We start from the raw sequence: 12,847 nt of genomic DNA, 5'->3' as shown, positions 1-12,847 counted from the left end.
GTCCCGAGACAACCGCTTGAGCGAGGCTTCGCTCAAGTGGGCTTTTCGCAGCGTGAAATTGCCAGTAATCTCGTGGCAACTACGCGCAAAGCGAGAGGCGACATGCACAGTTGGATATTCCAAGCGAACCCCGAAAGGTTCGACATAGAAGGTTTTTCTGCGACACGTCCCAGCATATTAACTTGGCCCGTTTTCGATCAAGCCGATCAAATGCATGTTGGGGATCGCGTTTATATCTGGCGAGCTGCTGGTAGCGAGAAAGACAAGGCTGGCGTCGTCGCGGAGGCGTTCATTAGTTCGTTGGTGGCGTCGAACGCGTCCGACACTATCGGTGCTGGATTTCGGCTTGATGAAAGCGAAGCCCAGCTCGAATCCAAGCGCGTTTGGTTAAAGATTATTCGGGTGGGCAGCTCCCGCGAACAACTCCGACGCGAATGGCTGAAAGAAGACCCCGTACTTTCAGGCATGCTGATTCTGAAAGAGCCCACGAACACGAACTTTCTACTGTCCGAAAAAGAAGCGGCCCGGATGGCTCAAATGTGGGCTTGCGTTGGGCAAGACTGGAATCGAAGCGAGTCGATCGCGGGATTGTGGGCCTACGTCAAAACACTCGGAATTCCAGTATCAAAGCTGGCTAATTCACCAGTCGCCGCCGTTTCGCTAGTAACGGGGCGCGCGGTCGGCGGAGTCTATAACAAAGTCATGAACTTCCGCAGCATCGATCCGCGGGACCTTCGCGCGGGCATGTCGGGTGGTGGCGAAATCGATAAAGCCGTCTGGGCTGAGTTCTTTAACGCTGAAACACTCGAATTGTGTACGACAGCTATTTATGCCGAATACGAACGTTTGTGGGGGACTAGTGACTCATTGATTGACGTGGTACCTGATGCCGCAGCACTGGAAACGGCAATCGATCGAGAGGCGGTAACGCTGGCCCAGCAGACGTACGAGGATCTGATTTTGAAATATGCGACGCAGAAGTCGCACCTCGCTCTGGCGGACAGGCCCAGTAGTCGGGCCGCCAGACGTACCGTATTCGAACGCGATCCTCTTGTCATTGCTATCGCAAAGGTGCGCGCGGAGTTTCAATGCGAGGTGGCCGGCTGCGCGCATCCAAGTTTCAATGGCAAAGATCGCAAGCCGTATTGCGAAGTTCATCATATCCAGCCGCTCGCTGACGGTGGGGTAGACACAATCGATAACGTCGTGTGTCTTTGTCCGTCGCATCACCGAGAGGCGCACTTCGGCGAGAGTCGCGAAGCCCTGAAATCTGGCTTTATTGCATTGAGGGCACGGGCTTATAACTAGGTTTTACGGGACATGGCAGGAGACTTTCAAATTCAATTCCCCGCCACCCAATCCCCCGACTTCCCTCCATGCTTCTCCAGCACCTTCACATCGGTGATCGTCATTCCGCGGTCCACAGCCTTGCACATGTCATAAACCGTCAGCAGTCCCACCTGCACGGCGGTCAGCGCTTCCATTTCCACGCCTGTGCGCCCGACCGTTTCCACGCGTACTTCGCAAAACACGCCGGGCAGTTTTTCATCGATGGAAAAATCCACCGCCACTCGCGTCAACGCCAGCGGATGGCATAGCGGGATCAGATCGGAGGTGCGTTTTGCGCCCTGGATCGCAGCGATTCGCGCGACACCGAGCACATCGCCTTTTTTAGCCTTGCCGTCGCGGATCAGCGCGAGCGTGGCAGGCAGCATCACGATGGAACCGCGCGCGATGGCCACGCGACGCGTCTCGCTTTTGTCGCCGACATCGACCATGTGCGCTTCGCCAGAAGCATCGAAATGTGTAAGTCCGGACATAACCTCTCCTTGCAACAGGCGCTCATCATAACAGCGGCGCACGGGTGGTCCAGGCGCGCACACGCTGCTACGGTAAGCCTTTCAAATCGTTTTCGCTTGTCCGTTCACAGCGTTCCAGCCGGTGGCCGCACGCCATCCCGGCGACCGTGTAGCAGAGTTTGCCATGCGTCCAAACCGACTAGTTGCCGCCGCGTTGGGAGCTGGAGAAGGACGATAGTTAGGAGGCTTTACGAGGCCGCCGCGTTCGCGGCCGGACTCGTAACAAACCCAAACTTGCCCGCCACATCCGCCCGATCGATACGCCCCAGCGCCAGATCCACGCCAGCCGCGAAATGGAACACGCCGCCGTTATCGTCGAGATCGGCGTATGTGGAAAACAGATCGAGATCGTGATCGTGCAGCGCGGCGACGCGCGGAGCATCCGAACCATCCGAGAACAGCACAGCGCCTTCATCGTCGAGCCAAGCCGCCGTCGGTTCAAACCGCCCGCCTGCGTGATCGGTCAGCCGCAGCGTCCCGTCCGTCGCGTCGTGAAACTCACTCAGCCGCACGATCCACGGCGTGTAACCCAGCTCCACATACACGCGCTGCGGGCCGTTTTGAAAGAACCATTGACCGTCGGCATCGGCGGCATAGTTCCGGTTGATGAAGCCGAGCAACGCGTCGTGCCGGATGATATCGCCGGGAAGGCCTGCAGCTTGCGTGGCGTCGTCGCGCATGCGCCACTGGCCGCGCCGGTCGAGCAGCAGCCAGCCGGTGCAATGCGGGACGTTGGGCCATTTGGCCAGCGCCTGTTTGACGATCTCATCCATGCTCGGAATCCGGTGAAGGGTGTGCGGGTTTGGCCGGCTGCACATGGGTCTGCAAATAGCCGAACACCCGCTGCGACAACCAGTCTATCCGCCCCGGAAACGGCCCGGTCATAAAACCGACGTGGCCGCCATGCGCGGGTTGATCGAGGGTCACTGCCGCCGAAACCTCCGCCGCCGATGGCAACACGCGCCCCGGCAGGAACGGATCGTTGCGGGCGTTCAATAGCAGCGTTGGAATGGCGATGCGCGGCAAATAGGGCCGCGTGGTGGCGCGGGTCCAGTAGTCGTCGGTATCGCGGAAACCGTGCAGCGGCGCGGTCACGGCGTTATCGAAAGCGTGCATGGTGCGGGCCGCGAGCATGGCGTCGCGGTCGAACAGGCCGGGATACTGCTCCAGTTTCGCCAGCGCCTTGCGCTTGAGTGTCTTGAGAAAGCTGCGTGTATAGACCATGCCGAAACCCTGCGAGATTGCGTGGCCGCCGGCGTGGACGTCGAGAGGAGCGGAGATTGCCGCGGCGGCATCCAGGATGGCGGCTGCGTCCTGTTCCTGCTCGCACAGCCAGCGCAGCAGCACGTTGCCGCCCAGCGATACCCCCGCCGCGATGACCGGCCCCGCATGTTGCACCTTCAATCGACGCAGGACCCAGTCGACTTCGGCGCTATCGGCGAGATGGTAAAAGCGCGGCAGGAGGTTCATCGAGCCGCCGCAACTGCGGAAATGCGGCACGACGCCAAACCAGCCACGCGCCTTCGCTTCGGCCATCAACACGCGTGCGTAGTGCGAGTCCGAGCTGCCTTCGAGTCCGTGGAACAGCACAAAAAGCGGGGCGCTGGAGTCGGGGAAGGGCGATGCGGGCTGCGCTGCTGCCGAGCCCCCGTTTTGCGACGGCCTGGCTTCATCGATCGCTGCGGAGACCGTTTCCTGTCGTTCGCCTTGCGCCGTGCGCGTGTGGCCCTCACCATCGGCGTCATAAGACAGCCAGTCGAGATCGATGAAATCGCCGTCCGGGGTTGTCCATCGTTCCCGCCGATATTTCACCGCCGGCCGCTGTGCGAACAAGGCCGGCACGATGGTCTGCGCATGCGCGGTGGGCAGCCATCGAGGCGGCAGATACAGCCATTCGGCCAGGGCTTCAGGTTTGGGTTGGCTCACCGCACGGAGAGCGGCCGAAGCGGTCTGCTCAGGCGCAGAAGGGGTATTGAGCGCCGGAGCGTCAGGGATTAGATGAGCAGGATCGCGTTTCATTGCGCGTCTTCACACAGGATGCTGGATGCGAACGGGTAGGCGGTCTGCTGAACGGTTTGCTGGCTGATTTCACAATCAGCCAGAGCAATCGTCGAGCCCCGGACGCCGGCTACCTTGCCCAGCGTACCCGCAAACCCGATGTCAATGCAGCGGACCTTGTCCATGTCGCATTTTCGCCGCAACCTGGCCGGCGGCTTCGTCTGGCATCGCACTAGCGTGGATATGTGCAATGCGCCATTCCCCACGTTCGTGGACCATTACATAGGTGCTGAACACCATGATGGGCGAACTGCCCGGTTCGGCCGGCTGATGCGCTTCGGCGATGGCGTAGACCACGGTGCCGAGACTGTCGTAGACGCGGATATCGAGTGGCTCGACCGTGACCGGCCGGTTCTCCAGTTGCGCCGAAAGGCCCGCGCGAATGCTGTCCAGGCCGCTCAGGTGCGAACCGTCCGCACAGATGAAGGTGGCGAATTCCTCGTCGATCCAGAGTGCCATGACACTGTCGATATTGCCCTCCGCGACAGCCTGGTAGTAGGCGTTGAGGGTATCGGCGGCGGCTTCGAAGAGGCGGGCAAAACGTGGCATGGCTAGTGGGTCTCTAACAGTCGATGCATGGCGCCCGATGGTGTCGGACAGTGAAGCGCCATGGTTCGGTCAAGTTTCAAAAGCATGCCCCGGCTTAGGGACATTGGCATGTCAGGACTGGCTCGGAACCGCAAACACGCCGCCGATGGAAGCTCGGAGGACGCGGACCCGGCGCCGGAGAACCTGACGTGGCAGACGCTGCTCTGACGATGTCATGAAGCAATCTTCGAAGCGGTTCGGCCAAGCCGGCCCAATCAGCATGAGCCACGGCGCCGAAGCCGCTTCAGCCAGACCCGCTTTAATGGCGCTGCATCATCAACATGCCGCGCAAATCGCCGAAAACCTGCTCGGCGCCGAGTTCGCGCAAACAGTTCAAATGACCCAGCGGACACTCGCGGGCAAAGCACGGACTGCATTCGAGGTGCAGCCATTGTACCTTTGCGAGATCAGAGAGGGGCGGCGTGTGACGCGGGTCGGTCGAGCCGAACACGGCCACCAGCGGGCGACGCAGCGCGGCGGCCACATGCATCAGGCCGGAATCGTTGGTGACCACGGCGCTCGCGCGCGAGATCAGTGCGCAGGCTTCGCCCAGGGACGTTTGCCCGCACAGGTTGCGCACATTCGGCGCGCGATCGGCAATGGCCTGTGCGATAGGCGAGTCTTTCGGCGACCCAAGCGCGACGATTCGTGCATACGGGAACGATTGCGCGATGAACTGCGCGAGCGCCGCGAAATGCTCGGGCGGCCAGCGCTTCGCCGGACCATATTCCGCGCCCGGACAAAACACCACGAGCGGCGCGCGCGTATCCAGATTGAAACGGGCGGAGACGCGCGCCGCTTCGTTCAGGTCGGTATCGAGTCGCGGTACCGGCATGGGAACCGTCGCGTTTTCCTGCAGCCACGGTAGCTTCGCGCCCGGCGCGTAGGCGAGGGCGGCGTACTGGCCCACCATCGGCGGGCGTTGACCCTTGCCCGGATTCGCGTGCCGCACGTTGAGCACGCCATAACGGCTTTCGCCCGTATAGCCCACCCGCAGGTTGATTCCCGCCATCCACGGAATCAGCGCTGATTTGAACGAGTTCGGCAACACGTACGCGGCGTCGTAACCCACGTCGCGCAAATCGCTCGCCAATTGCCAGCGGCGCAGCATTTGCAACTTGCCGTGGGCGAGATCGGTGGCGTAGACGTCGTGGATCTCGGGCATGCGTTCCAGCACGGGCGCGACCCAGGCGGGCGCGACAGCATCGATGACAATGCGCGGATGCAGCTTCTTCAGCAGCGAAAACAGCGGCTGCGCCATCAATGCGTCACCAATCCAGTTCGGTGCGATAACCAACGCGCGACGCATCTATGTAAGTTCCAGTCTCAAAAAATAACGCAGCTCACGCCATGCAGGCGGGCGCGTTGTTGCTATCGGGGTGTGAGCGCCCGGCACCCGGCGTGTCCGGTGTCGAGGCGCGACGTGTTGTGCTGTCAAGGCGCCGAGCGCGGCCGGAGCGTGGTGTTCAACGGGATCGGCTGCAGCATCGGCTGGTTGCGGCACAACATGGCGAGTGGCCGCGGAAAAAAGCGGGCGGTGCAGTTCAGGCCACCGGCCGCTTTCTTCGCGAAGACGAAGATTCAATGACCCTTGACCGTTTCGCCGTCTTTCAGCTTGTAGCGCGTACCGCAATACGGGCAACGTGCTTCGCCGTGGGTAATGTCGAGGAAAACGCGCGGATGCGTGCTCCAGCGCGGCATGTTCGGGTTCGGGCAGAACGCCGGCAGATCTTTCGCCGACAACTGGACCAGCGGCATTTCCTTCAGTTCGCTCATGAGGAATCTCGTTCGTTCTAGTCTGGGGAAGCGGCAAGCCTGGTTTTCGAGTCCGGTATTCAGACCCGAAGCCCCGGAAAACCGGGCTCGCCGCTGCACGTCATTCGTCGGGTTGCGCTTAAAGATACCTAAGCTCGGTTACTTAACCTGCGCAAGCCAACCGGCGTACTTTTCGTTCTTGCCGCTCACGATATCGAAGAATGCGCTTTGCAGCTTCTCGGTGATCGGGCCACGCTTGCCTTCGCCGATAGTGCGATTGTCCAACTCGCGGATTGGCGTGACTTCAGCGGCCGTGCCGGTGAAAAACGCTTCGTCGCAGGTGTAGACCTCGTCGCGAGTGATGCGCTTTTCGATCACCGGAATGCCGAAGTCGCGTGCCAGCGTGATGACGGTGTCGCGCGTGATGCCGTCCAGGCACGAAGCCAGGTCCGGCGTGTACAGCTTGCCGTTGTTCACCAGGAAGAAGTTTTCGCCGGAGCCTTCGGACACGTAACCGTCCACGTCGAGCAGCAGCGCTTCGTCGTAACCGTCGGTGATCGCTTCCTGGTTTGCCAGGATCGAGTTCACGTACCAGCCCGACGCCTTGGCGCGGACCATGGAGACGTTCACATGATGGCGCGTGAACGACGACGTCTTCACGCGGATGCCCTTCGCCAGACCGTCGTCGCCGAGATAGGCGCCCCACGGCCACGCGGCGATTGCGACATGAATAGTGTTGCCTTTAGCCGATACCCCCAGCTTCTCCGATCCCACCCAGATGATCGGGCGGATATAGCAGGATTCCAGCTTGTTCACACCGACCACTTCGAGCTGCGCGGCTTCGAGCGTAGCGTGGTCGAACGGGACTTCCATCTGGAAGATCTTGGCGGAGTTGAGCAGGCGCTTGGTGTGGTCTTTTAGACGGAAGATCGACGTGCCGTTGCCGGTCTTGTAGGCGCGCACGCCTTCAAAAACGCCCATGCCGTAGTGCAGCGTATGGGTGAGCACGTGGATGTTGGCGTCGCGCCAGTCGATCAGCTTGCCATCCATCCAGATCTTGCCGTCGCGGTCGGCCATTGACATACGATTCTCCTGGCGAGTTGTGTGCAGATATTGAGTGGGCCGCCGGATTGCGCCAGCGTATCCCGCTAGCTTGCCAGTTTTCCTGCCCGCGTCTTTCGCCCGCTTAACCGGCATGACGATGACAACGGGCCTTCTGCGCCTTGTTCGCAGCCGTTGCGCTTCTTCGAAGACAGCGCGCGGGGTGCGGGATTCCGGCGCAAAACCGGCAAACGGCCGGGCGGCCAAAGACCGTTATTTTAGCGTCTTTTCGATTAAAAAATGGGCGCTGTCGGCCATTTGGCGCCTTTCACGACGCTATAATTCACCTTTCGCCGTTACGCGATGTGCTCAGCGTGCAGTCAAAGTCGCGGTTCGAAAGCAAACCGTGAGGAATGCCTGAAAGGCCGCCATGCGGATCGGGTGGCTTGATACGGCGTGGTGACAGGGCGCGATTCAAGGCTCGGCACGGCGGTTTCGGGTTGTTTTAGCCAGCGATTCATAGCCAACGCTTCAGGCTCGGTCCGCGGCGGGTCCGCGCCAACGCGCCAACCGTCCGGCTCCCGTCTGCTCTTGCCCGTTCTTCGCCGGATTCCGCCGCTCAACCGCACAAGCACACCGCGACTCGCACCAATCTCCATGTTCGACCGGCTGTCAGACCTCAACCGACGCGCATTTCTCGATGGCGTCAAAACCCTCTCTCCGGCAGTTCCGGCCACGTTCTCGTGGGGTCTTGTCACAGGCATCGCGATGGCCAAGTCCGTGCTGACCGTGCCGCAGGCGCTCGGCATGTCGCTCGCGGCCTACGCGGGATCGTCGCAACTGGCCGTGCTGCCGCTGTTCGCCGCGAAGCTGCCCCTCTGGACCATCCTGCTGACCGCTGCCATGGTGAACCTGCGGTTCGGCATTTTCAGCGCGGGGCTTGCGCCTCATTTCGCCTATTTGCCGCTGCGCCGCCGGCTGGTGCTCGGTTATTTCAATGGCGACATCATTTACCTGATGTTCCAGAAGCGTAATTTCCAGACCGGCTATCAGCCCGGCAAGGAGGCGTTTTTCTGGGGCATGGCGGCGACGAGCTGGTCCTCGTGGCAAGTGTCGTCCATAGCGGGGATCCTGCTCGCCAGTCTTTTCCCCGATAACTGGGGCCTCGAACTCGCCGGTACGCTGGCGCTGATTCCGCTGATTGTGTCGGCTATTGCGACGCGCTCCACGCTGGCGGCTGTCGGCGTGGCAAGCGTGATCGCGTTGATTACGCTCGACCTGCCGTACCGGCTTTCTTTACCGCTGGCAGTGGCGGCGGCGCTGCTCGCCGGCACGTTCGCTGATCTCATGGCCGAGAAGATGGGCGCAGCGCGCAAGACCATCGGTGCAGCAAGGCGTTCGGAAAACCCCGTGGCCCGTCTCGCCGACGCCGAGCCGCAGAAGAATCCCCCATCATCCGATCTCGACAAGTCGCCGGTCAGCCCCAAAGCCACCCGGAGCGCCCGATGAGCGCCGCTCAAGTCTGGCTGGCGATAGCCGGCATGGCGCTGATCACCGGCATCACGCGCGCGTTGTTCCTGATGGGCGGCGAGCGCATGATCCTTCCCGAGCGCGTGCAGCGCGCGCTGCGCTACGCGCCGGCGGCGGCGCTTGTCGCGGTTGTCGTGCCTGACTTGCTCACCACGTCGGACGGCCTGTCGATCGCCTTCTCGAATCACGCGCTCTACGCATCCCTATGCGGTCTCGCCTGGTTTCTCTGGCGTCGGGGAATGCTCGGGACGATCGTCATCGGCATGATCGTTTTCACAGCGTTGCGGCTGTTTGCCTGAGTTTGATTTTGTTGCGGTGCGTCATGCACTGCACCGCAAAATCGCTGTTTCCGAATCTCGGGGATTTGCGTTTCCAGCGTCGGGCGGGCATGGGTATCGGTTAAAATGGCGCTCTCGCTGTCGTATCGAATGAGGTCGAAACGTGTATCCGGCAGTCACCGCACACCAGCTTCACTCGCTCCATTCTCCTCTGCGACGCCTCGTCGCCTGGGCCTCCAGGTCTTTGGCGAAAGGCGCGGCACGCCTTGTTTCGTCGCCTCCGAATTACCTTGCTTGTTCGAATCGTCCGCTTGGCGCCGCTCGCCTGGCGATGCTGCACGCACGCTGGCCCGCTGCCGGGATGGTCCTGAGCAGTTCAATTTCTCCGTAGCGATCCTCGTGAGCCTGCTGGCATGAGACCAGGGTTCGCAGATGTAACTCGCCCGAACCGCTTTCCAATTACCGCTCACACGCTGACTCCCATGACGAAAGTACTGCGTTTCACCGATCTGATCGCCGAAGGCAAAGTGTCCGGCAAACGTGTTTTCATTCGTGCCGACCTCAACGTTCCGCAAGATGATCAGGGCAACATCACCGAAGACACGCGCGTGCGCGCCTCGGTTCCGGCCATTCAACAAGCGCTGGCAGCGGGCGCCGCCGTGATGGTCACGTCTCACCTGGGCCGTCCGACGGAAGGGCAGTTCAAGCCTGAAGACTCGCTTGCGCCGGTGGCCAAACGCCTCGGCGAATTGCTCGGTCGCGATGTGCCGCTGATCGCCGACTGGGTTGACGGCGTGCAGGTTCAGCCGGGTCAGGTCGTGCTGCTCGAGAACTGCCGCTGCAACAAGGGTGAGAAGAAGAACGACGACGCGCTGTCACAGAAGCTCGCCAAACTCTGCGATATCTATGTGAACGACGCGTTCGGCACCGCGCATCGGGCGGAAGCGACCACGCACGGCATCGCGAAATACGCGCCCGTGGCGTGCGCCGGCCCGCTGCTCGCCGCTGAACTGGATGCATTGGGCAAGGCGCTTGGCGAGCCGAAGCGTCCGCTGGTCGCCATTGTCGCGGGATCGAAGGTATCGACGAAACTCACCATCCTCAAGTCCCTCGCGGAGAAGGTGGATCAGCTGATCGTGGGCGGCGGCATTGCCAATACGTTCATGCTCGCGTCGGGGTTGAAGATCGGCAAGTCGCTGGCGGAGAAGGATCTCGTCGACGAAGCCAAGACCATCATCAGCGAAGCGCGGGCGCGTGGCGCGTCGGTGCCTATCCCGAGCGACGTCGTGACCGCGAAGGAATTCGCCGCGACGGCCAAGGCTGAAACGAAAGCCGTGGATCAGGTGCAGGACGACGATCTGATCCTCGATATCGGTCCGGACACCGCCAAGGCGCTTGCTGCGCAATTGGAGAAGGCAGGCACGATCGTGTGGAACGGGCCGGTTGGCGTGTTCGAATTCGACCAGTTCGGTAACGGTACAAAGACGTTGGCGGATGCGATTGCGAACTCATCGGCGTTCTCGATTGCAGGCGGCGGCGACACGCTCGCGGCCATCCAGAAGTACGGCATCCACGACAAAATCTCCTATATCTCGACGGGCGGTGGTGCGTTCCTGGAGTTTTTGGAAGGCAAGACGTTGCCGGCAGTGGAAGTGCTTGAATCGCGGGCTTGAGCCCATGAAACGAGCCACGTCGAAGAGCAATCGTCCCGAGTCCGTAGTCGCTGAAGTTGCTGCAGATAAAGAAGAGTTGGCTGCTGACGCTGGTTTATCGGTGGCGGCCGAAATTGGATCGAGGGTGGCGGTCGGGGTGAAACCTGACCCCGGCCCCGCTCGCGCACCGGCCAAGTCGAAGCGTTCCGCTGCGGCGCCGGCCCGGCGTGACTCGAATTTAAAGCAGGAAAGAAGGAAGGTAATCAGCAAGGAAGCGGCGGTCATGATTGGCGGCGCGAGTGCGTCGCTGATTCCAGCCGCCGGGCAGATATCGAATAGCCATCACAAAGCGACGCCGGCTCGAGCCGGCGCGCGTTCGCAGGCGGAGACATTTTCATCCCCGTCGGCACACCGTACTCGCAGCGCTGTTTCAGGCGATACCACCCAGACGAGGAATTCCATGCATCGCGCTACAAAGATTGTCGCCACTATCGGCCCAGCTTCCAGTACCCCTGAGATCCTGCTGCAAATGATGCAGGCGGGTCTCGACGTGGTTCGCTTCAACTTCTCGCACGGCACCGCCGACGACCATCGTCAGCGCGCGCAATACGTTCGCGACGCCGCCAAGCAATGCGGCCGTGAAGTTGCGCTCATGGCCGACTTGCAAGGCCCGAAGATTCGCGTGGGCAAGTTCGAAAACGGCAAGGTCACGTTGATTGCGGGCAATTCGTTCATCCTCGACGCCCGTTGTGAGTTGGGCAATGACGAACGCGTTGGCCTGGATTACCCCGATTTGCCGCGTGACCTGCGCGCCAACGACGTGCTGTTGTTAAACGACGGGCTGATCGTGCTCGACGTGGTTCGGGTGATCGGCGAAGAGATTCATACCACGGTGAAAGTGGGCGGGGACCTTTCGAACAACAAGGGCATCAACCGGCAGGGCGGCGGTCTGACTGCGCCGGCGTTGACCGAGAAGGACATGGAGGACATCAAGACGGCAATGTCCCTCGGTGCGGACTTCGTGGCAGTGTCGTTTCCGAAGAACGCTACGGACATGGAGATGGCGCGGCAACTGGCGAACATCGCGGGCGCGCCTTATGGCATCAAGCCGAAGATGATCGCGAAGATCGAGCGCGCGGAAGCCATTCCGGCGTTGCAGGGCATTCTTGATGCTTCGGACGGCATCATGGTCGCCCGTGGTGATCTCGCGGTGGAAGTGGGCAATGCGGCTGTGCCGGCGTTGCAGAAGCGGATGATCCGGATGGCGCGCGAGTCGAACAAGTTTGTGATCACGGCGACGCAAATGATGGAGTCGATGATCCATGCGCCCGTGCCCACGCGTGCTGAAGTGTCCGATGTCGCGAACGCGGTGCTGGACGGTACGGATGCGGTGATGTTGTCGGCGGAGACGGCGGCGGGCAAGTATCCGGTGACGACCATCGAGACCATGGCGGCCATTTGCCTGGAGGCCGAGAAGTCCGAGCAGAGCGAGCTGGACAAGGATTTCCTTGACCGCACGTTCACGCGGATCGATCAATCCATTGCGATGGGTGCGTTGTTCACGGCTTACCACCTGGGCGCGAAGGCGATTGTTGCGTTGACCGAGTCCGGGGCGACGGCATTGTGGATGTCGCGGCACTGGTCGCATGTGCCCATTTTTGCGCTGACGCCGCGCATTGGCAGTGAGCGGACGATGGCGCTTTATCGGAACGTGACGTCGTTGCACCTGGATACGAACACCGATCGCGATATCGCGCTTCAGCAGGCGCTGGAGGTGGTTGTATCGAAGGGATATGCCGCACGCGGCGATATGGTTGTGTTGACTGTCGGCGAGCCAATGGGGCAGGCCGGTGGAACTAACGCAATGAAGATTGTGCGGGTAGGCGATCCGTTTTAAGTTGGTTCGTACAAGGAATAGGGCTCGGGGTTGATGACGTCGCGCTGCGGCAAGCAGCAGCGTGGCATTGACCCCGACCACCCGGCATTAACGCGAGGGTGTAATTAGTTTTGTGTAAACGGTCATTTGGCAGGAGACTGCCAGCATCTAGGAGCAACGATGACCGTAGCGAAACGCACCAAACGAGTG

At 61.2% G+C, this 12,847-nt stretch carries 13 protein-coding genes; 5 read left to right on the top strand and 8 right to left on the bottom strand.

Features of this window, described 5'->3' with window-relative positions; all coding sequences use genetic code 11:
* Nucleotides 1–102: 102 nt before the first annotated feature.
* Nucleotides 103–1,308, top strand: a complete 1,206-nt coding sequence (locus ABH944_RS00065; RefSeq protein ID WP_404603800.1) for an HNH endonuclease — start codon at nucleotides 103–105, stop codon at nucleotides 1,306–1,308.
* 32 nt (nucleotides 1,309–1,340) lie between these two features.
* Here ABH944_RS00065 and moaC read toward each other — a convergent pair whose 3' ends face one another.
* From moaC to ABH944_RS00025, 8 genes are all read right to left on the bottom strand, one after another.
* Nucleotides 1,341–1,820, bottom strand: coding sequence for a cyclic pyranopterin monophosphate synthase MoaC (moaC, locus tag ABH944_RS00060; protein ID WP_404603798.1), 480 nt, complete (start codon nucleotides 1,818–1,820; stop codon nucleotides 1,341–1,343).
* A 227-nt stretch (nucleotides 1,821–2,047) separates the two neighbouring features.
* Nucleotides 2,048–2,632, bottom strand: a complete 585-nt coding sequence (locus tag ABH944_RS00055) for a DUF2946 family protein (RefSeq protein WP_404603796.1) — start codon at nucleotides 2,630–2,632, stop codon at nucleotides 2,048–2,050.
* Nucleotides 2,625–3,878 carry a YheT family hydrolase gene (locus ABH944_RS00050; RefSeq protein WP_404603794.1) on the bottom strand — a complete coding sequence of 418 codons (1,254 nt, stop codon included), beginning with the start codon at nucleotides 3,876–3,878 and terminating at the stop codon, nucleotides 2,625–2,627. Before ABH944_RS00050 ends, ABH944_RS00055 begins: the two co-directional genes overlap by 8 nt.
* Nucleotides 3,875–4,042 carry a hypothetical protein gene (locus ABH944_RS00045; RefSeq protein ID WP_404603793.1) on the bottom strand — a complete coding sequence of 56 codons (168 nt, stop codon included), beginning with the start codon at nucleotides 4,040–4,042 and terminating at the stop codon, nucleotides 3,875–3,877. The genes ABH944_RS00050 and ABH944_RS00045 overlap by 4 nt, the downstream gene beginning before the upstream one ends.
* Nucleotides 4,020–4,466: a nuclear transport factor 2 family protein gene (locus ABH944_RS00040; protein WP_062081245.1), complete on the bottom strand. Its 447-nt coding sequence runs from the start codon at nucleotides 4,464–4,466 to the stop codon at nucleotides 4,020–4,022. Before ABH944_RS00040 ends, ABH944_RS00045 begins: the two co-directional genes overlap by 23 nt.
* A 298-nt stretch (nucleotides 4,467–4,764) precedes the next feature.
* Nucleotides 4,765–5,814: a lipopolysaccharide heptosyltransferase II gene (gene waaF / locus ABH944_RS00035; protein WP_404603791.1), complete on the bottom strand. Its 1,050-nt coding sequence runs from the start codon at nucleotides 5,812–5,814 to the stop codon at nucleotides 4,765–4,767.
* A gap of 272 nt (nucleotides 5,815–6,086) precedes the next feature.
* Nucleotides 6,087–6,281: a zinc-finger domain-containing protein gene (locus ABH944_RS00030; RefSeq protein WP_062081241.1), complete on the bottom strand. Its 195-nt coding sequence runs from the start codon at nucleotides 6,279–6,281 to the stop codon at nucleotides 6,087–6,089.
* A gap of 138 nt (nucleotides 6,282–6,419) precedes the next feature.
* Nucleotides 6,420–7,343, bottom strand: a complete 924-nt coding sequence (locus ABH944_RS00025; protein ID WP_404603788.1) for a branched-chain amino acid transaminase — start codon at nucleotides 7,341–7,343, stop codon at nucleotides 6,420–6,422.
* Between the two features lie 615 nt (nucleotides 7,344–7,958).
* Here ABH944_RS00025 and ABH944_RS00020 point away from each other — a divergent pair.
* The 4 genes from ABH944_RS00020 (at nucleotide 7,959) to pyk (ending at nucleotide 12,658) form a co-directional block, all read left to right on the top strand.
* A complete protein-coding gene (locus ABH944_RS00020; RefSeq protein WP_404603786.1) occupies nucleotides 7,959–8,810 on the top strand; it encodes an AzlC family ABC transporter permease in 852 nt (283 codons plus the stop codon).
* Nucleotides 8,807–9,130, top strand: coding sequence for an AzlD domain-containing protein (locus tag ABH944_RS00015; RefSeq protein ID WP_404603784.1), 324 nt, complete (start codon nucleotides 8,807–8,809; stop codon nucleotides 9,128–9,130). The genes ABH944_RS00020 and ABH944_RS00015 overlap by 4 nt, the downstream gene beginning before the upstream one ends.
* A gap of 461 nt (nucleotides 9,131–9,591) precedes the next feature.
* Nucleotides 9,592–10,782, top strand: coding sequence for a phosphoglycerate kinase (locus ABH944_RS00010; protein ID WP_404603782.1), 1,191 nt, complete (start codon nucleotides 9,592–9,594; stop codon nucleotides 10,780–10,782).
* 439 nt (nucleotides 10,783–11,221) lie between these two features.
* Nucleotides 11,222–12,658, top strand: coding sequence for a pyruvate kinase (gene pyk / locus ABH944_RS00005; RefSeq protein ID WP_062081363.1), 1,437 nt, complete (start codon nucleotides 11,222–11,224; stop codon nucleotides 12,656–12,658).
* Nucleotides 12,659–12,847: the final 189 nt, after the last annotated feature.

It is taken from the genome of Caballeronia udeis (genome assembly GCF_044909315.1).
GTDB lineage: Bacteria > Pseudomonadota > Gammaproteobacteria > Burkholderiales > Burkholderiaceae > Caballeronia > Caballeronia udeis_A.
This window is presented reverse-complemented; position numbering and strand designations above follow the sequence as displayed.

Coding starts and splice junctions, on each gene's coding strand:
- waaF (WP_404603791.1), bottom strand. CDS start 5,814: ATGCGTCGCGCGTTGGTTATCGCACCGAACTGGATTGGTGACGCATTG.
- ABH944_RS00055 (WP_404603796.1), bottom strand. CDS start 2,632: ATGGATGAGATCGTCAAACAGGCGCTGGCCAAATGGCCCAACGTCCCG.
- ABH944_RS00030 (WP_062081241.1), bottom strand. CDS start 6,281: ATGAGCGAACTGAAGGAAATGCCGCTGGTCCAGTTGTCGGCGAAAGAT.
- ABH944_RS00020 (WP_404603786.1), top strand. CDS start 7,959: ATGTTCGACCGGCTGTCAGACCTCAACCGACGCGCATTTCTCGATGGC.
- ABH944_RS00040 (WP_062081245.1), bottom strand. CDS start 4,466: ATGCCACGTTTTGCCCGCCTCTTCGAAGCCGCCGCCGATACCCTCAAC.
- ABH944_RS00050 (WP_404603794.1), bottom strand. CDS start 3,878: ATGAAACGCGATCCTGCTCATCTAATCCCTGACGCTCCGGCGCTCAAT.
- moaC (WP_404603798.1), bottom strand. CDS start 1,820: ATGTCCGGACTTACACATTTCGATGCTTCTGGCGAAGCGCACATGGTC.
- ABH944_RS00025 (WP_404603788.1), bottom strand. CDS start 7,343: ATGTCAATGGCCGACCGCGACGGCAAGATCTGGATGGATGGCAAGCTG.
- pyk (WP_062081363.1), top strand. CDS start 11,222: ATGCATCGCGCTACAAAGATTGTCGCCACTATCGGCCCAGCTTCCAGT.
- ABH944_RS00010 (WP_404603782.1), top strand. CDS start 9,592: ATGACGAAAGTACTGCGTTTCACCGATCTGATCGCCGAAGGCAAAGTG.
- ABH944_RS00045 (WP_404603793.1), bottom strand. CDS start 4,042: ATGGACAAGGTCCGCTGCATTGACATCGGGTTTGCGGGTACGCTGGGC.
- ABH944_RS00065 (WP_404603800.1), top strand. CDS start 103: ATGCACAGTTGGATATTCCAAGCGAACCCCGAAAGGTTCGACATAGAA.
- ABH944_RS00015 (WP_404603784.1), top strand. CDS start 8,807: ATGAGCGCCGCTCAAGTCTGGCTGGCGATAGCCGGCATGGCGCTGATC.